18 protein-coding genes and 1 tRNA gene are annotated in these 20,989 nt (G+C 41.6%); 18 read left to right on the top strand and 1 reads right to left on the bottom strand.

Features of this window, described 5'->3' with window-relative positions:
* Positions 1-28 precede the first annotated feature (28 nt).
* From IKB69_RS04195 to IKB69_RS04110, 18 genes are all read left to right on the top strand, one after another.
* Positions 29-343, top strand: coding sequence for an NADH-ubiquinone oxidoreductase subunit E family protein (locus tag IKB69_RS04195; protein ID WP_290946394.1), 315 nt, complete (start codon positions 29-31; stop codon positions 341-343).
* Positions 336-1,268, top strand: a complete 933-nt coding sequence (locus tag IKB69_RS04190; RefSeq protein WP_290946392.1) for a hypothetical protein — start codon at positions 336-338, stop codon at positions 1,266-1,268. Before IKB69_RS04195 ends, IKB69_RS04190 begins: the two co-directional genes overlap by 8 nt.
* Positions 1,261-3,828 carry an NADH-quinone oxidoreductase subunit G gene (locus tag IKB69_RS04185; protein WP_290946390.1) on the top strand — a complete coding sequence of 856 codons (2,568 nt, stop codon included), beginning with the start codon at positions 1,261-1,263 and terminating at the stop codon, positions 3,826-3,828. The genes IKB69_RS04190 and IKB69_RS04185 overlap by 8 nt, the downstream gene beginning before the upstream one ends.
* Before the next feature lie 3 nt (positions 3,829-3,831).
* Positions 3,832-4,821 carry an NADH-quinone oxidoreductase subunit NuoH gene (gene nuoH / locus IKB69_RS04180; RefSeq protein ID WP_290946388.1) on the top strand — a complete coding sequence of 330 codons (990 nt, stop codon included), beginning with the start codon at positions 3,832-3,834 and terminating at the stop codon, positions 4,819-4,821.
* 8 nt (positions 4,822-4,829) lie between these two features.
* Complete coding sequence (nuoI, locus tag IKB69_RS04175; protein ID WP_290946385.1) at positions 4,830-5,483, top strand: NADH-quinone oxidoreductase subunit NuoI; 654 nt, start codon at positions 4,830-4,832, stop codon at positions 5,481-5,483.
* Positions 5,483-6,049, top strand: coding sequence for an NADH-quinone oxidoreductase subunit J (locus tag IKB69_RS04170; protein ID WP_290946382.1), 567 nt, complete (start codon positions 5,483-5,485; stop codon positions 6,047-6,049). The genes nuoI and IKB69_RS04170 overlap by 1 nt, the downstream gene beginning before the upstream one ends.
* Before the next feature lie 5 nt (positions 6,050-6,054).
* Positions 6,055-6,372 carry an NADH-quinone oxidoreductase subunit NuoK gene (gene nuoK, locus IKB69_RS04165; RefSeq protein ID WP_290946557.1) on the top strand — a complete coding sequence of 106 codons (318 nt, stop codon included), beginning with the start codon at positions 6,055-6,057 and terminating at the stop codon, positions 6,370-6,372.
* A gap of 2 nt (positions 6,373-6,374) precedes the next feature.
* Positions 6,375-8,276: an NADH-quinone oxidoreductase subunit L gene (gene nuoL / locus IKB69_RS04160; protein WP_290946380.1), complete on the top strand. Its 1,902-nt coding sequence runs from the start codon at positions 6,375-6,377 to the stop codon at positions 8,274-8,276.
* A 3-nt stretch (positions 8,277-8,279) separates the two neighbouring features.
* Positions 8,280-9,938 (top strand): NADH-quinone oxidoreductase subunit M, encoded by a 1,659-nt coding sequence (locus tag IKB69_RS04155; protein WP_290946378.1) that lies wholly within the window; start codon positions 8,280-8,282, stop codon positions 9,936-9,938.
* 2 nt (positions 9,939-9,940) lie between these two features.
* Positions 9,941-11,434, top strand: coding sequence for an NADH-quinone oxidoreductase subunit N (locus tag IKB69_RS04150; RefSeq protein WP_290946375.1), 1,494 nt, complete (start codon positions 9,941-9,943; stop codon positions 11,432-11,434).
* Positions 11,435-11,467: 33 nt separating this feature from the next.
* Positions 11,468-13,858 carry an outer membrane protein assembly factor BamD gene (locus IKB69_RS04145; RefSeq protein ID WP_290946373.1) on the top strand — a complete coding sequence of 797 codons (2,391 nt, stop codon included), beginning with the start codon at positions 11,468-11,470 and terminating at the stop codon, positions 13,856-13,858.
* Between the two features lie 84 nt (positions 13,859-13,942).
* Positions 13,943-15,313, top strand: a complete 1,371-nt coding sequence (locus tag IKB69_RS04140; protein WP_290946370.1) for a phosphomannomutase/phosphoglucomutase — start codon at positions 13,943-13,945, stop codon at positions 15,311-15,313.
* Positions 15,314-15,445: 132 nt separating this feature from the next.
* Positions 15,446-15,727 (top strand): HU family DNA-binding protein, encoded by a 282-nt coding sequence (locus tag IKB69_RS04135; RefSeq protein ID WP_290946367.1) that lies wholly within the window; start codon positions 15,446-15,448, stop codon positions 15,725-15,727.
* 30 nt (positions 15,728-15,757) lie between these two features.
* A tRNA-Arg gene (locus tag IKB69_RS04130) sits at positions 15,758-15,834 on the top strand.
* A 112-nt stretch (positions 15,835-15,946) separates the two neighbouring features.
* The gene (locus IKB69_RS04125; protein WP_290946365.1) at positions 15,947-17,176 is read left to right on the top strand and encodes a tetratricopeptide repeat protein; all 1,230 of its coding nucleotides are present in this window, start codon (positions 15,947-15,949) and stop codon (positions 17,174-17,176) included.
* Positions 17,177-17,198: 22 nt separating this feature from the next.
* Positions 17,199-17,996 (top strand): phosphatidylserine decarboxylase, encoded by a 798-nt coding sequence (locus IKB69_RS04120; protein WP_290946364.1) that lies wholly within the window; start codon positions 17,199-17,201, stop codon positions 17,994-17,996.
* Positions 17,993-18,925 (top strand): thiamine-phosphate kinase, encoded by a 933-nt coding sequence (locus IKB69_RS04115; protein ID WP_290946363.1) that lies wholly within the window; start codon positions 17,993-17,995, stop codon positions 18,923-18,925. Before IKB69_RS04120 ends, IKB69_RS04115 begins: the two co-directional genes overlap by 4 nt.
* 40 nt (positions 18,926-18,965) lie before the next feature.
* Positions 18,966-19,508 carry a hypothetical protein gene (locus tag IKB69_RS04110; protein WP_290946361.1) on the top strand — a complete coding sequence of 181 codons (543 nt, stop codon included), beginning with the start codon at positions 18,966-18,968 and terminating at the stop codon, positions 19,506-19,508.
* On the opposite strand, the gene IKB69_RS04105 is transcribed toward IKB69_RS04110, so the two are convergent.
* Positions 19,509-20,894 (bottom strand): hypothetical protein, encoded by a 1,386-nt coding sequence (locus IKB69_RS04105; RefSeq protein WP_290946360.1) that lies wholly within the window; start codon positions 20,892-20,894, stop codon positions 19,509-19,511.
* Positions 20,895-20,989: the final 95 nt, after the last annotated feature.

Here is a 20,989-nt window from a genome sequence, read left to right as displayed (position 1 = left end):
GCAAATACAAAGCAAAGGGGTAGCAGATATGAAGCGATTTGACTTACGGCATTTGCACAATGACTTTTGTGCCCGTATGGGAGAGCTAATCAACACAGAACTAATGCAAGGTGAGGTGGGGATATTTCTCTTTGAGATTGATGACTTTTCTAATGTGGCTAAAAGTGCCGAGTTTGTCTGCAGTATGGGACATGAAGTGATGAATTCTGTGCGGTTTAACCATAGAGATTGGACACTTGTGGTGCGCAAAAGCTCCTCACAAATGTCCAATCTAGAATCTATCTCGCAAAAAGAGCTACAATCACCCATCTCACAAGAGAGTGCAAAGGTGGGCGATGAATAATCTAGCAGCTAAGGGAGTCGGCAATATGGCTAAAGCAATGGATGAAAGCTTGAGCGATGGAGCTATGTGGCTTTATGATCTAGAGGGGCTTGATAAGAGCGCGTATCGGGCATTTTTTCAAAGTGATGTTGTCTTAGCTCTAGGTGCTGGGGCATTTGAGTTTAGGGCATTGATGGATAGCTTGGGTGATTTTGATCAGTCTGTGCAAGCGCGAGTTTTGTGCTTGCATCCTTTTGTGGATTCTCGTAGCACAGATATAGAGCAATACCAATATGAAGTAGGGGCGGAGCTAGGAGTCATCACGCTTTTGCTTGCTGCGCTTGTTGGCGCACATAGTCAGCTTCCCACTGTGGCTATGGAATTTCTCAAGGACTTGGATATTGGACATATTGCTTCGGAATCTGCTCTTGCTGAAGAGGAGTTGGGAAACATTACCCACGCTTTGCAGCAGGCACAATCACCAATGATTTTTATAGGAGAGGGCTTTTTACGCCATAAGTATGCACAGCTTATTTGTAAAGTTGTTGCAATTATTGAGATGTATTCTAAAATAGCCTTTATTCCATCCCTAGCAGGTATTATGCAATGTCAAAAGCTAGATTCTAGTGATGTAGAGCAGATACTTCAAGCCCTTAACAATATCCCAGAATCTAATGGCGCATTTGTCTATCTTAGTCCATTTGATGAAGAAAATTTAGTAGCTCCAGTGCTCTATGCCACAAAGATGTTTTTGCGCCTATTGCATTTAGAGCAGGGCGAGCAAGCTAGACTTATAGTGGATTGTGCTGAAGTGGCTTGTGCTATTAAGCAGGTGGAGTATCTCAAGGGTGCTACAGCTGTGCTTAAGGGCTGGCATACTCAAAGGGAGAGATTTTACCCTTTTATCACAGCGCAATTTGCACAAAATGGGGGCTATAATGGCTAAAGTCACAATCACAATCAACAACCGAACAATCACTTGCCAAGAGGGAGAAACAATTGTCGATGTCGCTAGGGAAAATGGCATTTTTATCCCCACGATTTGCTATTTAGGTGGTTGCTCGCCAACTCTTGCTTGCAAAATGTGTATGGGAGAAAGTGGTGATGGCAAGAGAGTTTATACCTGTAATACAAAGGCGAAAGATGGCTTAGTGATCAACACAGAAACAGAGCAAATCCGCAAAGAGCGACAGATGATTATGCAAACTTATGATGTCAATCACCCGCTAGAGTGTGGGGTTTGCGATAAAAGCGGTGAATGCGAGCTACAAAATCTAACTCTCTACACTAAAGTGTCCCACCAAAATTATGCTTTAGCTGATGATGAAAAGTACGAAAAATCGTGGGCGCAAGCACTTTATGACCCTAACCTTTGCATTGTGTGTGAGCGATGTGTAACGACTTGTAAGGACAATATCGGTGAAGCCAAGCTGAAAGCTGGCAAAGCGGATTTGCACTCCCCAGATAGCTATAAAGATTCTATGCTAAAAGATCCTTATAGCGTGTGGAGCAAGAAGCAAAAGTCCTTGATAGAGTTTGTGAGTGATACACCTTGTGTGGATTGTGGCGAGTGTATTGCTGTATGTCCTGTAGGTGCACTTACTTATAAAGACTTTAGCTACACTGCTAATGCGTGGGAACTAAAGAAGACAAATAGCACCTGCCACTACTGCTCTATGGGTTGCCATATTACTTATGAGACGAGGCACCATAATACTTTAGGAGAGAAGAAGACTTATCGCGTGAGTAATGACTTCCACTTCGCGCCAATCTGTGGGGCAGGGCGGTTTGGATTCTCTGTCCTTTCCGCTGGGGCAGAATCTAGTGAGGCAAAACTAGATTCTAGTGAAGTAAGCCCTTGCTTCACGCACCTTAGCGAGGCTACTGCTATGCGACTTGGTAGCTCTATCACCAATGAAGAAGCAATGATTGCAAGCATTTTTAGTGCGCATCTTGGCATAAAGCTCTATAACGAGAGTGCGCGCGCGTATCAAAAGTTTCTGCCATATTTGCGACTAAATAACACCTTACAAGACCTCAAAGACTCTAATACCATTATCGCGCTAGGCGCGCCTGTACGCCTGCAAGCACCGCTTTTACAATATGCTATAAACAACACAATCCGCACAAAAAAAGGCATTAAATTCTACTATCTTCACCCAATGGCTGACACATTGCTTGCGTCTTTTTCACGCTCTGTGGTGCATATCCCCTATAAGCCTAAAGCCGATGAGCTAGCACTCGGCGCATTACTTATAAGTATGCAAGGCAAGCTTGAAGAAGCCATAGCCCAAAGCCCGCAGGCTAAGGAGCTGGGGGCAATGCTATCTACCTTGCTTAGCGAGATTCTAGCTAGTGAGCAAGCTCTAGCCAAGCTAGAATCTAGTGCGGATTTGGACTCTAGTGTAGAATCTAGCTCTGCGCAATCTGCAATGCCAACCTACTTGGCATTGCAAGAAGCAGGGATAGAGCTTAGTGCATTTAGCGAGCTAGCTAGCGTGAATTTGTCGCAGATGAGTGTGATTGTTGGCGAAGAGGCGATGCTTTGCACATTGCAAGAAAATAGCGCGATGGTCGCAGGGCTACAGATTTTAGAAAAATGCGGAGCTAAAGTCTATGTAATCCCAGCTGGTAGCAATACTGTGGGGATTGCTAGAATTTGCGGAGAGTTTTTGGAAGTGGATTCTAGCTTAAGTGATGAGTTTGTCATTGGGGTGCGCACACAAGGTGATGTGTTGTGGGATTGTGCGTGGAGTGATGGAGACAAAATGCTTGCTAGAGAGCCTGAAGTAGTATTGCCAAGCCACCAGCAAATGCTAGGAAGTATGACAAACTTTGAAAATCGCTTGTTGCCATTTACAAAGGTGCAGGCATATCAAGGCGATGATTTGGCAAGTATTTTGTATGCTTATAACAAATCTAGGCTAGTGGCTATTCATTATGAAAAAGAGTTAGAGCGATTTATGCCACGCACGCAAGATCGCGCAAGCACGCTACTTGATTATTTTGCAACTTACACGACATTAAGTGACTACACAAGCGCACTACCACAAAGCAAGGGCTATGCGCCAAGAGATCTTGCTAGCCTAGCAAATTACTACACACAAGGCGGAGATGATAAAAGAGGCTATATGCTTACGCCTTTACTAAGTGGCACTCTCGCTCCAGCGCACGCAATAGCACAAGCTAAGCCCATAAGCTTTAATGCTTTTATTTCTTATCCGCAAAATCTCTTTAGTATCCAAAATGTTCTGGATTCTAATATGCAGCAAAAAGATGGATTCTATACTTCTAGGACACATTTAGAAAAGCTAGGACTTACAGAAGGGGAGCATATCACGCTCTATAGTCCAAGCACGCAAGGCAGTATTACGGGCGCAGTATATATTGATTATGCGATGAGTGGGGATATGTGGCTCATTAGCCCACATATCGCTAGAGAGTGGGGTGCAAATGCCGCAAGCTCTTATACTTATGTAGAAAGCACTAAAGCCACAAAGGAGTAGGGTATGGGTGAATTTATCATCGAAACTTGTATAAAGATTTTGGTTGTTGTGCTTGTATTTTCGTTTTTAGGGGGGTTTGGGACATATATTGAGCGCAAAGTTTTGGGCTATTTCCAGCGCAGACTTGGTCCTTGCTATGTGGGACCATTTGGGTTATTGCAGTTTTTAGCCGATGCAATTAAGCTTTTTACCAAAGAAGATGTTTGCCCACAGCATGCTAATAAAGCTATTTTTATGCTAGCACCTGTGATTGCTATGATGAGTGCATTTGTCGCGATGGCACCGATACCATTTTTTGGCGAATTTGAGATATTTGGCAGAACCGTACAGCCTATAATTTCTGACATTAATGTAGGGCTACTATTTTTCCTAGCGGTTGGGGCAGTGGGGATTTACGCGCCTTTGCTTGCTGGGCTTTCATCAAACTCGAAATTTTCATTACTTGGGGCGGTGCGCGCGTGTATCCAGTTACTTAGTTTTGAAGTAGTCTCTACGCTTAGTATTTTGCCTCCACTTATGCTTGTAGGCTCACTTTCACTTGTAGCTATGAATGATTACCAAGCAGGTGGGGTGTTTGATTGGCTCTTGTTTCAACAGCCTTTAGCATTTGTCCTTTTCCTTGTGGCTAGCTATGCAGAGCTAAATCGCACACCTTTTGACTTGCTTGAGCACGAAGCTGAGATCGTAGCAGGCTTTTGTACAGAGTATAGTGGCTTAAAATGGGGGATGTTTTTCTTAGCGGAATACGCCCATCTCTTTGCCTTTGGCTTTGTGATTGCGCTTATTTTTTGTGGCGGGTATCAGCCACTATGGTTTATCCCTGGTGGGATTGCCATTATCCTAAAGGTATGCTTTTTTGTCTTTTTGGCGATGTGGGTGCGCGCGACTTTCCCCCATATACGCCCAGATCAACTTATGGGGATGTGTTGGAGAGTGCTTATGCCTTTAGCTATTATTAATTTACTTGTCACAAGTGTTGTGATTTTGCTCTAGGAGTTTGTATGAAAAACTATATCCCTATCCCTAAGCGTAAAGAGCCAAAGACTACTTATGAGAATTTTTGCAAAAGTGTGAAGATGACTTGCGGGCTGGATTTGTTCAAAGGGCTAGCCCTTACTTTAAAGGAATTTTTTTCTAAAAAGGTTACCATACACTACCCAAAAGAATATATCCCACTCTCTCCACGATACCGTGCTGTACATAGCTTACAAAGACTGCTAGAATCTGGCAATGAACGCTGTATCGGCTGTGGGCTTTGTGAGAAGATCTGCACAAGTAATTGCATTCGCATAATTACACACAAAGGTGATGATAAGCGCAAGAAGATTGACTCCTACACTATTAATCTCGGGCGGTGTATTTACTGCGGACTTTGCGCAGAAGTGTGCCCAGAGTTAGCCATTGTTATGGGAAATCGCTTTGAAAATGCAAGCTTAGCGCGTGCGCAATATGCTGGAAAACCAGAGCTTTTGCGCCCTATTGGTGAGGCTAAGACTTGCACGCAGCTAGAGTTTACCGGTTTTGGTAGCGTAAGTATGCAAGCTGATAAAACTCTGCGCCCTACACCTATTGTATGGGACAAGCCTTGTGAAGTTGCATTAGAATCTAGTGTGCAACCTGTGGGGAGTGCACAAAATGCACAAGGAGAAGCGTAATGTTTGAAGCAATTGCATTTTATTTTTTTATGGTGTTAAGTATTGTGGCTTTTCTTGTGGTAGTTAGCACGAGCAATATTCTCTATGCCTTAACAGCCCTTGCAAGTGGGATGATTTTTATCTCAAGCTTCTTTTTTCTTTTGGGGGCGGAGTTTTTAGGCGTGGTACAAATCGCTGTTTATACGGGGGCAGTGGTTGTGATGTATGCATTTGGGCTAATGTTTGTGGATACGATGAGTGAGATTAAAGAGCGACATCAAGGTGGTGTGCGCTTAAGTATTATGGTTGTATGTATCGCGCTACTTTTGGTTATACTCTTCAGTGTGCCAATTCATGAATATCGTCAAGTTGTCGTGGAAAAAGATATGCAAATTACTGCAGAACCAAATACTTTCGCCGTAGGAAAAGTGTTGTTTGGGCATTATCTCATTGCATTTGAAATAGCCGGAGTGTTGCTTTTGGTAGCACTGATTGCTGGAGTTGCACTTGGTATCAAGGGGAAAGATGAGATACAAAATACTAAGGCAACAACTACTTCATCTCTTAAGCAAGGAGATTCTCTATGATTACTATGCAATTAAGCCCATATGTGAGCATATATGATTTTTTGTTGCTATCTATTGTGCTTTTTGCTATTGGATTATTTGGATTACTACGCAGGAAAAATATTTTAATGCTATTGCTCTCAAGTGAAATTATGCTAAACGCCTTAAATGTCGCATTAGTAGCAGTTGGGGCAATGTTTAATGATATGGGTGGGCAGATGTTCGCGCTTTTTATCATCGCGCTTGCTGCAAGTGAAGTGGCAGTTGGACTAGGACTTGTGTTGCTATGGTATCGCAAGCACAAAAGTCTTGATATTGATACGCTTTGCACAATGAAAGGATAAAAATGGGCTGGATAGATTCCATAGATATTGGCACATTTGCTACATTGTTACTAGTGGCACTCTTTGCCCCCTTGGTTGGCACTGTCGTTGCCGGGGTGCTGGGCACACGACCAAAGATCATCGCACTTGGCTGGTTTAATAGTTTTTGCATTTTTATTGCTTTTCTTGCGAGCGTGGTTCTTGGATTTAATGCATTACAAGGAGTCAGCTTTTCTATTTCGCTTTTTGATTGGATAGTAAGTGGGAGCTTTGGAGTTGATTTTGGGTTTAGCCTAGATATGGTTAGTGCTGTGATGATTGTTGTCATCACGCTTGTGTCGTTATTAGTGCATATTTATTCTATTGGCTATATGGAGAATGATATAGGATTTAATCGTTATTTTAGTTTTCTTAGTGGTTTTGTGTTCTCTATGATGTTTTTAGTGTTAAGTGATAACTTCTTAGGGTTGTTTGTTGGCTGGGAAGGGGTTGGAGTATGTTCTTATTTGCTTATTGGATTCTGGTATCGTAAGCGTAGTGCAACTTTCGCTGCCATGGAAGCATTTATTAGCAATCGTATCGCGGATTTGGGTATGCTACTTGGGATTTTTCTACTTTTTTGGACATTTGGGACACTGAATTTTCAAGAGATTTTTCACGCCATTGCTAGTGGGACAAAGACTTCTTCTGTTATCCTTAGTTGCATTGGGATTTTGCTTTTTATCGGTGCTATGGGGAAATCCGCGCAGTTTCCTCTTCATACTTGGCTAGCAAATGCAATGGAGGGACCAACCCCCGTATCAGCCCTTATTCACGCTGCTACGATGGTAACAGCTGGGGTTTATCTTGTTGTGCGCACCCACCCCATTTATATGGAGATCCCACACATCGGCGAAGCGATCGCTTATCTTGGAGCATTTGTCGCGTTATTTGCTGCTTCTATGGCTCTTGTCAATAGGGATTTAAAGCGTATTATCGCTTACTCCACACTCTCTCAATTAGGCTATATGTTTGTAGCAGCTGGACTTGGAGCATATTGGATAGCACTTTTTCATCTATTTACTCACGCGTTTTTTAAATCCCTGCTTTTCCTTGGTGCAGGCAATGTAATGCACGCTATGCGCGATGGGCTTGATGTTATGCGTATGGGGAGACTTGCACGCTCATTGAAATACACGATGATATTTATGCTGATTGGTAATCTCGCACTATGTGGGATACCTCCATTTGCGGGATATTTTTCTAAGGACTTAATTTTGGAATTTAGCTTCAACTCGGGATATAAAATTCTTTGGGGCATGCTTATCTTTGGCGCATTTTTGACGGCGTTTTATAGCTTTCGTTTGTTTATGCTAGTCTTCTTTTCACCAAAATCTAAAGAAGCTTACGATGTAAGCCATCCGCACGAGGCAAAATCATTGATGCTCTATGCAATGACACCTTTGGCTTTGCTTGCCATCATCTCTGGTATGATTTATGACCCAGTACTATTAGCCTTGCAGTATATCTTGACATTTGAAATGCCACATGGTCACTTAAGTGCAGAATCCCTAGCTGGGATAGCACTGGGGGCTTCTTGCTTTGGAATTGTTGTGGCGTTTTTCAAATATAGATGTTTTACTTATATTCCAAGTCAAAATATTTTCTACACGCTTTTATCACAGCAATACTATATACCAAAGCTTTACGAGCTTGTGTTTGTCAAAGGATTTGGTGCGCTATGTCGTGTGCTGTGGCTGAAGGTTGAGATTCTTGTATTTGATAAAAGTATGCAAGCAGTAGGTAAGCTAGTGATGTGGCTCTCTACACTTTGTGCATTGTTGCAAAATGGTAGTCTTAGTAGTGCGCTACGACTGATGGCTTTTGGGGTTTTACTACTGCTAATTAGCTTGACAATCAGCTTATTTATGTTATTGTGGAGGTAGTGTATGGAGTATTTGCTAAGTATTATCATATTCTTCCCATTGTTTGCTGGGTTGGTTGTGTTTGCCTTAAAAGATAAGGTAGCAAAGTTTTTTGGCGTGAGTTGTGCGAGTATCGAGTTTGTTTTGGTACTTGCCTTATGGGCGGGGTTTGATAATAGTAGCTCTAGTATGCAATTTGAAAACTTACTTATGCTAATCTCTGCGTTTGGCATTAGCTATCATATTGGGATTGATGGAATCTCTTTGGTGTTGATTTTGCTTAATGCTATTGTGATTTTGCTAAGTGTGTTGTTCCTACACAGCAAGTCCAGTGCTAGCCATTTTGTCGCTTGTCTATTGCTCTTAGAATCTATTCTTATGGGTGTATTTAGCGCGCAAAATGTCGTGCTGTTTTATGTGTTTTGGGAGCTATCCTTGCTACCAATTTTATACATGATTGGTATGTGGGGTAGTGGAGAGAAGCTTAGGGCTGCGTTGCAGTTTTTCCTCTATACATTTTTTGCTTCGCTGATTATGTTGCTTGGGATTTTATATTATCGATTTTTATTTTTCTTGCATTCTAAATATTTTAGCTTTGAGCTAGCAGATTGGCTAGCGATGCCACTGCCCGCTAGCTACCAGCTATGGCTATTCTTGGCATTTTTTATTGCCATTGCAGTGAAAATCCCCATTATCCCTTTCCACGCGTGGCTACCTCACGCCTATGGTAGTGCCCCTACACTAGGCTCTGTAGTGTTGTCTGCTCTTTTGCTAAAAATGGGGACTTATGCTCTTGTGCGTTTTTGTCTCCCACTTTTCCCAGATGCAAGCATTGAGCTTAGCTTGTGGATTCTAGGGCTTGGACTTATTATGATCATCTATGGTGCGATGGTAGCCTATGCGCAAACAGATATGAAGCAAGTGGTTGCGTATAGCTCAATTTCTCATATGGGCGTTGTGGTGCTTGGGGTTTTTTCTTTTACGCTTATTGGTGTTTCTGGTGCGGTGTTTATGATGTTTGCTCATGGGATTGTGGGGGCTGCACTCTTTATGCTAGTTGGCATATTTGCTAAGCGCACAGGGTCTAGAGAGATAGGCTCTATACAGGGTGTGGCTAGGGTTGCACCGGTGTTTTGTGCGATATTTGGGCTTGTAGTAATGGCAAATGTTGGACTACCTTTGACGATAGGATTTGTAGGGGAATTTTTAAGCTTGCTTGGCATATTTGCTACTTACCCACTCATCGCACTTCTTGGTGGGCTTACTATCATCTTATCAGCTGCATATATGCTTAGTTTATATAAGCGTTTGTTTTTTGGTAAGGAAGATGGGCAAAGACTAGCAAAATTCACTGATGTTGATAGGCGGGAAAGACTTGTTTTGGGGATATTTTCTACTTGCATTATCGTGCTTGGGGTCTATCCCAAACCGCTATTGACACTTATAGATTCTGGAGTAAAACCTGTGCTAGAGACTATGACAGCGCGCGCGCAAGTGAGCTCATCAAAAATCCTACTTGCCACACTTGCTGGCAAACAAGATCGCACACTTGATCAAATCAAATCATTTGATTTTATGGGCGAGCATAATGCGGAGATGTTGGATCCTGCTCAAGTGTTAGAGCCAAGTCAGTTAGAATCTAACCCCGCTCAACAATCCACCCCACTTCTTTTTGGAGAATAGCAATGGATCTTTTACCTCCTTTAGACTTTGCTGAGTTGTCATTAAGTGCTATATCGCCGAGTCTTGTGCTCATTGCAGGGGCTTTGCTACTGTTGCTTGCCAATGTATTTGTACGGAGCTTTGATGTGGCGTTTCGTGGAGTAAATGTCGCACTATGTGCTGTGTTTTTGGGATTTAGCATAGTCTGTAGCTTGCATCTTAATTTGGGTAGTGCATTTTTTTCACTTATCCATATTAGCGGCATAACAATTCTATCCCAAGTAACTATGGAATTTGTCGCACTCGGATTTATTTTACTTTTTTTTACAAAGCAGGAAGCAAGCGAGTATTCCACTAGGGTAGGGGAGTTTTACCCACTATATTTGCTAATGATTGCTGGGTTTGATATTATGGTATCAAGCCAGCATTTACTTATTATTTTGCTAGGGCTTGAGATTGGGTCATTATCGCTGGTCGCACTAATTGCCTTAAGTGGTAATCCTAGGGCGATAGAAGCTGGTGTGAAGTATTTTGTTCTAGGTGTGCTTGCTAGTGTATTTTTCATCGTTGGGGTGCTGTGCTGGTATTTTGCTAGTGCGACATTTGATCTTAACGCCCTAAGAAATGCGCTTTTTGCTGGAGAGTATATTTCTTTAGCTGCAATTATGATGGGACTTGTGTTTATGATAGGAGCGATCGGGTTTAAAATCTCTGCTGTGCCATTCCACTCGTGGATGCCTGATATTTATCAAGGCTCAAATGCCATTGTTACTGGGGTTGTATCCATTATCCCAAAAATCGCCGCTTTTGCTGTGGCTATTAGTGTCTTTAGTATATTTATCCGTTTTACTTCTTCTGTCTGGATACATAATGTGCTTTATGTGCTTGTTGTGCTCTCAATTACACTACCAAATATCGCTGCCCTAGTGCAAAAAGACATGAAGAGAATGCTTGCTTTTAGTTCTATTGCACATTCTGGATTTGTGCTAGCTTGTATTTTTATTGATAAACAAATGAGTCTTAGTGCGCTATATTTGTATTGGTTTTTGTTTGTGTTTAGTAATGTTGGAGTGTTTGGACTCTTGTGGTTTGTGCGCAATATATCAAATGATACCTATGAATACCACCGTTTTAGTGGCTTGGTGCGTACGCTACCTTCTTATGCTTTGCTCGCTGGAGTATTCTTCATCTCGCTTGCTGGAATTCCACCTTTTGGGCTATTCTTTGGCAAGGTCGCTGTGGTAGTAAGCGCATTTAATGCGGATTTGATATGGCTTGGGGTTATTATGATGATAAATAGTGCTATTGCAGTCTTTTATTATCTGCGTCCAGTTATTACGATGTTTTTACTCCCTCCATCACAAGGCACTCTATCTGCCGCAGATTTGACCTATAATGCCAATCTTTTATCTAAGTCAATCATTTGGATAATGGGTATTATGTGCTGTATTAGTATTTTTGTGGTGCAGTTTTTGCTTGACTTTATAGAAAAATATGCAATTGTTGGGGTTTACTGATTGGCAAAACTGTTTTTCTCTTGCTGGCTATTGGTGTGTGTTAGTTTAAGTGCGCTGGAAATTTCTACGACTTTTGGCAAAGAAGCAGGAGAGGATTTCTCTGTATTGACCTTGCGAGATGACTCTGCCTTTACTTGTCGTGAAGTGCTTGATGTTTATGGCAAGGTGCTTTCGACTGAGTGTAAAATCGCGCGCATACCTAATAGAGGTTTTCCGGGATTGGAAAATAGCTTTTTCCGCGTTACTTACAAGATAATTGATGGAGTTTTTTGGCTCTATATCTATCCTAAGTATCAGCAAAAGCTTTTTGCTATCCCTAAAAATCCTAAAGGGGATTTTAGTATCGATAAATATCCACATAATGTCGCGCATTTATGGCAGATTGTAGGGTATAAAAAGATTATTCCTTTTCTCTCTCAAGAGAGTTTTAAACATGGATTGCACTTCCCGGTAAAAATCCTTGGGGAGCAAACTCCAACAATTCCTGAACTAAATGCGGATAATAGACCACTTAAAGCTACAAAAAATAAGGATTTTGAGATTTACTCTCTTGTCAAAAGTGCTATGGCTCGTAAGGACTATATCACTGCTATTACTGACATCAACGAAGCCTTGCGACAGAATCCAAACTCCATCTTTCGACGCGACCTTACTTATGATAGGATTATTGCAAGCTCAAAACTTGATCTTGAAGAACAAGATGCTTTGATAGAATCAGCATTAGAATGGGTGCGGAGTTTTGCATCTGACCCCGATGTGCCAGAGATTTTATATATCCTTGCACAAGCTTATGTTAAAGATAATGTTCCAAGTGAAGCTGAATATTATTATAAACGCATCAATGTCGAATACCCAGAATCTAAATTTACTCCATTGGCGCAAATGCAGCTTGCCAACCTTGCTAGAACTTATGCTCCCACACAAGCTAGAATCTACTTCCAGCGAGCATTTATCGATGCTAAGGATATTCCAAGTGCGAGTGAGATTGCAATAGAGTGGGCAATTTTTGAGCTTGAGCAACAAAACACCCCAAATGCCACAGAGCTAATCACAAAAGTGCTCAACAATTACCCAAAGTTTTTTCTGGAAGCAGGAGAGATTACAAAAAAGCTCACCGTAGCTCTGCTTGAAGTTGGAGATTATGCTATGGCAGCTAGTATTACGCAATATTTAGTTGATAATACGCAAGACCTACACTTTAAGGAGGAAAAAATGTTTGCTCTTGGGGGTTATTATCAACAGGCAAAAGACTTTGATAAAGCCCACCAAGCAAACCAGCAGTATATCGAAGCATTTGGCGAGGATTACCCAGATCGTGCCAAAGTCGTGCAAGAGAGAGATGATGCGATTTTATTTGCTGTACAAGGTGGAGATGAGGAAAAGCTCAAGCACTACCTTTATCTTATTGACAAATATCCTAACACACAAGAAGCTGCAAAAGCTAAAGAGCTTACTGCCCAAATACTGCTACAAAAACATAAATACCAAGAAGTATTCACGCTCTATAAAGACGACACATCTAGCCCATACCGCCAGCAAGCTCTAGACTCTTTACTTAAGCAAGCTATCGCGCAAAAAGATTGCACCAAAACCACTAGCTACATTATCCAAACCTCTGTGTATAACTTAGATTCTAGTGAAAAACTTTTTGCCTTTGATTGTGCAGATGTATCGGGGCTTAATACCGCTGCCAAGCAGATTGCTAGTAATATGGCAGAATCTAGCAAGACACAGGCTGAGCGTTTAGAATGGCTTTATCGAGTGGCAAATAATCTCTATAAACTTGGAGAATATAAAAATGGCTCACTTGCTGCTCGTGATGCATTTAATCTTGCCACTATTCAAAAGAGTCATTATGATATTGTCTTCACATTTTTTGCTATTTTACAAGCCCTAGAATCTAAAAGTGAAGCCAAGAAGCTTCTTCCATTTTTACAAGAGCATTTTGCTAAAGATGAGCGCATACTTCCAGTATATGCGACACTTTTAGACTATGCCATTGATGAAAAAGACACAACAGGCATAGAAGTTTATGCAAGCAAGATTCTAGAACTACAAAGGGTATTAAAAAGTGATGAATTTACGCCTTATGCGGAGTTTGCGCTCGCTAGCGTTTTGCGTGAAATGAAGCACTATGATAGGGCTTTGGCGGTGTTGCTACCATTAGAATCTGCCACGCTTACTAAAGAGGATTCTACGCAACTTCTCTATCATATTGCCAGCTTGTATAATATGCAAAACTCCCCGCAAACTGCACTAAAATATTTTGACAAATGCGCCAAGAGTGATGGACAAAATGAGTGGAAGACGCTCTGTGAGCAAGCAAGCGGGCTACTCACAGAGCGTATGCAAGGATCAAATGCCAAAGATTCCGCAGCACAAGAGAGTGGAAGAGAAGATGTAGATTCTAGTCCAAATAGCTAGGCAAATGGGTTAGTTTTGGTAGGTTGGTTTGCTACTTTGCGTTTATAATAGCCTTTGATTTGTATTTGAGGAGCTAATATGGATATGAGTATATTTCGAGAGTATGACATACGAGGGATTTATGAAGAGAATCTAACAAAGGTAAGCGTATTTGCCATTGGTTTTGGACTTGGAAAAAGAGTACTAGAAGCAGGGGAAAATAGTGTCGCCATAGGCTATGATGCACGCACGCATTCCCCCATTTTATATGAATGGCTAAGGGATGGGTTTTTGGCAAGTGGGGTTGAAGTGTTTTTTATGGGTATGATTCCTACTCCTGTAGCATATTTTGCAACTTTTCAAACCCAGAATCTAAAAAGCTCTGTGATGATTACAGGCAGTCATAATCCTCCGCAATACAATGGTTTTAAAATCACTATCTCACAAAAGCCTTTCTATGGCGAGCAAATCCAGCATTTAGGCAGAGAGATTGCCAGTAGCAATATAGCTTATCAATCATCTAACAAAGTAGCTGTAGAGCTTCCTGTATTGCAGCAGTATCAAAATTTTTTCATTAAGCATTTTAGCAAGCTTAAAGATTTTCCCTACGAAGTAGTGTTTGATTATGGTAATGGCGTAGGTGCAATTGGTCTAGAGCCAGTGCTAAAAGCTCTAAATATCAAACATATCAGTCTATTTAAAACCCCAGATGGCACATTTCCTAATCATCACCCAGATCCAAGTGAAGAAAAAAATCTTCGTGATGTAAGAGCAACGATGAAATCACACCAAATCCCCATAGGCATAGCCTTTGATGGTGATGCTGATAGGGTGGCTTTGATGAGCGAAAACCATCACTATAAGGGTGATGAGATGGCTATTTTATTTGCCAACGATATGGCAAAGCATATTGTTAATCCAGTAGTTATAGGTGAAGTGAAGTGCTCACAAGTAATGTATGATGAGATTAATCGCATTGGTCAAGCTATAATGTATAAAACTGGGCATAGTAATCTAAAAACAAAGCTTAAAGAGCTAAATGCTCATTTGGCTGCTGAAATGAGCGGGCATTTGTTTTTTAACGATCGATATTACGGCTATGATGATGCGCTCTATGCAGCTCTTAGGGCTTTGGAGTTGTTTATTGAGACAAGCCCTAGCCAAATGGAGATAATGATTAATGCCTTACCCAAACTATACTCCACCGATGAAGAGAAAATCCACACAACTGAAGAGAAAAAATTCACCCAAATTGCTGCATTGCATCAGGCACTATTAAATCCGCCCGCAAGCTTCCCGCACATACAAGAGATTATAACCATAGATGGTGTTCGTGTTATATTTGACAATGGCTGGGCTCTTGTGCGGGCAAGCAATACTACACCCGTGCTTGTAACACGCTTTGAAGCGACTTCGCAAAAATATTTAGAGATCTATAAGCAGCAAATGCTTCAGCTTTTAGAAAATCTGTCGTAGTGCGTTATTTACGCAAGCTTGATTCGCGTTGGTTTGATGGGATAAACAATGAAAATAGCGTAGATACTTGATTTTAAGGTACAAAGTAGCTACAATAGATGCGCTTTAAATTTCATATCTTAAGGAGACACCATGAATAAAGCAGAATTTGTCGATCTTGTAAAAGATGCAGGAAAACTTCCAAGCAAAAAAGATGCGGAAATTGCTGTAAATGCGTTTATTGTAGCGGTAGAAAAAGCATTAAGTAAGAAAAAAAGTGTTGAGCTTGTTGGTTTTGGTAAATTTGAAGCTGTTATGCAAAAGGGTAAATCAGGTAAGGTTCCTGGAAGCAATAAGACATATAAAACAGCCGACAAATATGTGCCAAAATTTAAGCCAGGCAAAAGCCTAAAAGATCTCGTAGCGAAAAAATAGTTTTTGTTATCCCCCATTCTATGGGGTTTTGTCCCCGTAGCTCAGCAGGATAGAGCGTACGATTCCTAATCGTAAGGTCGTGGGTTCGAATCCCGCCGAGGACACCATCTGCTTTTACTATCTCTTTAAATATTCTTAGTTGTTTTTCTGCGTAGCTATATTTTAGGAATATATTTTGCTTATTGTTTTTGATAAATAGGATTTTATGGAGTGTTTAGTATGAAAAGGATTGTGGAAAAAAAATGGAGTTTCAATAATCCAGCCCGCCAAGCAAAGCTTTGTGTCGTTATGCTGCTTTGCTACATCATAGCTTCTTCATCTCCTGCGTTGGCAGCAGATGAAGAAGGGCGGTTTACATATGGTTTTGATAGAGATGCCATAGCACAAAATGGCGCGCAATATAATGACAGCAATCTTCCGCCACCCTCGCAGAACCCAAATCTCGCTAGTAATGCAATCGCAAACGATAATGCGCCGCTAGATCCAAATGCCCCTAGCTTCAATAATCCTATCTCACAAGATTCTGGTCTGCTACCACACCAATACCCTTTAAGCGATAGGATCACATCACCAGATATTCCAACTGCCCAATTAAAAGCCGCCATAGATGCAATGAAGAAAAACGATGTAGTAACAGCCTTTGGGTTATTTAAAAAATCTTGTGAAGGTGGGAATCCTTCTGGTTGCTTTGGTCTTGGGACAATGTATGTTACGGGTAAGGGCGTGGATGTCAATCTTCAAAAAGCACAACGATATTATGAGATGGGTTGCTCTGCTGGAGACCCTACTTCTTGCACAAATCTTGCTATGCTCTATAATGAAAAAACTGGTGCAAGTAGAGATGACAAAGAGCTAGCTGTGCAATTTTATATGACTGCTTGTCAGGGGGGCGATGCAATCGCTTGTAATAATCTAGGCTTTATGTATGCTAATGGTGATGGGGTGGGCAAGGATTTTTTCAAGGCAATTCGCTATTATAAGCTTGCTTGCAATGGTGGGAGCAATCTTGGCTGCTATAATCTTGGGCTTATGAGTAATACCAAAAACATCTATGGCAAAAATAAAAGCTCCTTATCAAAGGGAGATTTAAACTATGTCGCTTGCAATGCTGGAGATATTAAAGGCTGTGCAAATCTAGGGTATATGTATGCCAACGGACTTAATGGCGTGCCATTAAGCTATGCTTATGCGGCAAAATATTTCAAAATGGCGTGTGATTCTGCTGATGTGAATAGCTGCAATAATTTGGGGGTGCTTTATCAAAAGGGGCTAGGCGTTACACAAAATATAAGCTATGCTACTGATCTTTACGCTTATGCTTGTAATGCGGGCTTACAACAAGGTTGCGACAATTATCGTATCTTAAAGCAAGATTTGCAGATTAATCCAAATCCTACCTATACAATCAAGCCTAAGCCATCAAAGCCAGCCCCCTTTTATAAACGATAGGATAAACTAGTAAAGGAGAAATATGGATACAAATACCATATCAAAGCTTTTTGGTAAGTTTGCTTCTCATTCGTTTCCTCGGTGGTTTCAGCGCATTATCAACCGTGTGTATGTGCGGATTTTTACCATTGATCTAAGCGACTTTGCGCCAGCTGAATCTTACCCCACACTTAATGCACTTTTTACAAGAAAGTTAGCGTGTCAAAGAGAAATAGATCCTAGCGGGGATGCTCTCATCTCTCCAAGTGATAGTCTAATCACAGAGCAAGGTGCAATTGCCAATAATCTTGCTCTGCAGATTAAGGGGATGTCCTATCCTATTGATGAATTTCTTGGCATACAAGCAGGAGATGCTGATGGGTTTTCTTATGTCAATCTCTATCTTTCTCCTAGCGACTACCACCGCTATCACGCGCCATGTGATATGGAGATCATAGAGGCTCGGTATTTTGGCGGAGAGCTTTTGCCTGTAAATTTCCCATCATTGCGTAAAAATAGTAATTTATTTGTGCGCAATGAGAGAGTAGTACTTGTGGCAAACACCATTCCGTACAACACTAGAATCTACTTCGTGGCAGTAGGTGCGCTTAATGTGGGGAAGATGACATTCCACTTTGATTCTAGGATTAATACCAATGCCACGCCAGATGCGCGAGATATTTACACTTATGATACGCCTATATGTGTGAAAAAGGGCGATGAGCTTGGGTATTTTCAAATGGGCTCTACCATTGTACTAGTTATGCAAGATAGTAGTCTTGAGTCATTGACAAATCAAAAGGTGCGTTTTGGAGAGCGGATTGCACACTTTGGCGTATGAATTGTGAAGCACTTTTTATAGAAGCACTGCGTAAATCCGGGGTCTTGCTTGGTGTAGGAGATGATGCAGTGCTTTTGCAAGATAACTCATATGCCACTGGAATCCAAAGCCCTAAATATAAGCATTTACAAGGATTTTCTAGCAAAGAGTTTGCTAGAGTGCTAGATAAGCACAAGAAGCTTCTCATCGCCACAGATGGATTTTGCGAGCATATACATTTTAAGCGAGAATGGCTAAGACTTGATGAGATTGCACATAAGGCTATGCTTGTAAATCTCTCTGATATACTTGCTATGAATGCCACGCCAAAATATGCTCTACTATCCATCACACTCCCTATGCTAAACCCCAAAGAAATCACACAAATCGCCATAGCTCTAGCAAAAGTTGCTAAGAAGTATGGCATTAAATTCATTGGTGGTGATACAACCAAAGGGCAGAATCTAGCCTTTCATATAACAATGCTTGGGATACCAAATGGCAGAATTTTAAAGCGCAAGGGGCTCAAGGTGGGAGATTTGATATATTGTACAGGGAAGGTTGGGCAGAGTCTTTATGCATTATCACACTTGCTCAGAGGAGGGAAAATTGCGCGATCCAAGCGGTTTGCTCGCTTTATAGCACCCTGTTTGCGTGGTGAGTTTATCCGTCATATCGCACCTTTTGCTAGAGTAGGGCTTGATGTATCTGATGGAGTTTTAGCAGAGCTACATACGCTTAGCACGCTTAACCATCTACGCTTTAGCCATATCAAAAAATCTCGCATACCTGCATATAGAAGCGGGGAAGAGTATGAACTGCTCTTTGCCATTGCGCCGCGTGATAAACGCAGGCTTTTATGTCTAGCTAAAAGGACTAGGACACCGCTAGAGTTTATAGCAAAAGCTTCGCACATAGGCAAGCTTCCTAGAGCTAGAATCTGGCATTAATATGGGCTATAATGTGGTTAGATTCTAAACTAAGGGGGCTATGATGAAAACTTTTGGCAAGATGATGTCTGTGTTGCTATTGTGCAAGGGTCTTTGCGCGCTAGATTTAGAGAGTCAAACGCGCAATAACTACTTTGGCAATTGGTGGCAGCTTGCGACTTTTCACATAGGCTCAAGCATTGAGCTAAACACTCCAAGCGGAGGTGCTATGGGGCTAAACATCGGCGTAAGTACAGGGTGGAACTATATTTTTCATAATGATATAGATATAGGGCTAAGAGCGAAATATCTTTATGCTAATACCTCTGTTTCCACGCATTCTTTTGGGACTATGCTCTATGTGCATTCTTGGAGACAGCCTAATGCGGGGCTTTTTTCTTTCGCTCTGGGTGGTGGTATGATTAGTGCTAATCGTGCTGGACATAGTGTGCTTGGTGGGTATGTGGAAGCTGGGGTTGCTTTGTTTAAATTTTTCCCAATCAATGGGGATTTGCTTTATCGAGCTAGTTTCTATCCCGCGGGTAATGCCCTATCTATGGCTGAAATGGTGCATGGGATTCAAATTGTGTTTGGGTTTTTATAGCTAGCGCACGCGGTAGATATAGACACCAAGAGGTGCGTTAAAAATATTACTACTAGATAGGTTCTTGGTGTATTTTGGTGCATAGTGTAGTAAAAGATACTTCGCAAGACTCTTTAGTCCAACATCATAGAATCCAACATAGCCAGAAGAAAATATCACTTCATAATCCACACTAAGCCTAGCTAGAATCTGTGGCGTGATATAGGCTTGCGTATAGGAATCTAGGTATAAAAGATCTCCACTTTTTAGCGAGTCTATGGCAGTGAGAGTAGGGCTTGTCGCAAGCGCGAAGTCCTTGCCACCAAAATAGCGCGCGAACCACTCCAAATATCCACAAAACGCCTTGCCAAGCGGATCGCTCCCCTGTCCTAGCATAACAATATTCGTGCCAGCATTTGCGTGCGTATAGTCTGCTAGAAATTGTGTAGCTTGTAGGTAGTGTGGTGGCAAAAGCTTAATGCTTGTATAGCGCGAGAGCGCGCTTGGGACATTGACTAAAATATGCGCTAGCACAACAATGATAAATAGCTTACGCAAATGGACATAATACATCTTTGTATAAAACGCCACAGGCAAAAGTGCCATAACATAGCAAGGGAAAAAGTAATATGGTGTAAAAATCATTAGCACAAAAAAGCTAGCCCCATAGGCTAGAGCAGCTACAAGCAAAGCATCATAAAAGGCATAGCTTGTATGCAGGGCTTTTGTGTCATTAGTCTTTAGTGCTTGTAGCACTTTTTGCACGCGCACTGCTAGCACAGCTGGAGCAAAGAGAAACAAAAAGGGGTGATGCGCGATGGCATTTAGCATATCCTTTGCTACTTGCAAGTTTTTTAGCCCAAAGTTGGCATAGGATTTTTGGATATTTGGCACAACAAGCCATAGATACAAGCCTATAAATACGCACACTATAAGCCCTAAGGCAAGCCCCACAATGATAATAGGCATAGTAATGCGCTTATTTTTCGATCTGCTCTTATGTCCATAGTAGAATCTAAGTGCTATAAACATCGCTAAGCTCCCGCAGATGAAAAGACAATCTGGCTCTTTGTAGAACATACTAGCCCCGCCACACACGATACACACCAATGCCCACAGCCCCGATCGCTTCTGCTTGTGAGCCTTGTGAGCTAGGACAAATAACCCTAAAATATACCCACTAAGCCACACGACTTGCACTCTCTCAGGGAAGCAAACCCCCATAAACACAATCACAAAGCCAATATTTATAAAGCATATAAGCAAGGCTGCCACGCTATGGGAAAGAGGTAGGATCTGCATAAGCAGATACAATAGCACGCAAGTAAGCAGGGCAAAAAGCACAACATTGGCAAAAAAGTAGATTCTAGGTGCGGTGAGAATATCGCTTGTGGGGAAAAGGCGCATAAGGAGATTGAGATCCATAAAGGCTAGGGGGTAGAATCTACCTTTGTCAAAGTGATCAACCCCCCAATAAATAGGCTTAGATTCTATGATGTTGA

Source organism: Helicobacter sp. (assembly GCF_017502485.1).
GTDB lineage: Bacteria > Campylobacterota > Campylobacteria > Campylobacterales > Helicobacteraceae > Helicobacter_B.
Note: the sequence above shows the minus strand (reverse complement) of the source record. Positions and strands in the feature narration are given on the sequence as shown.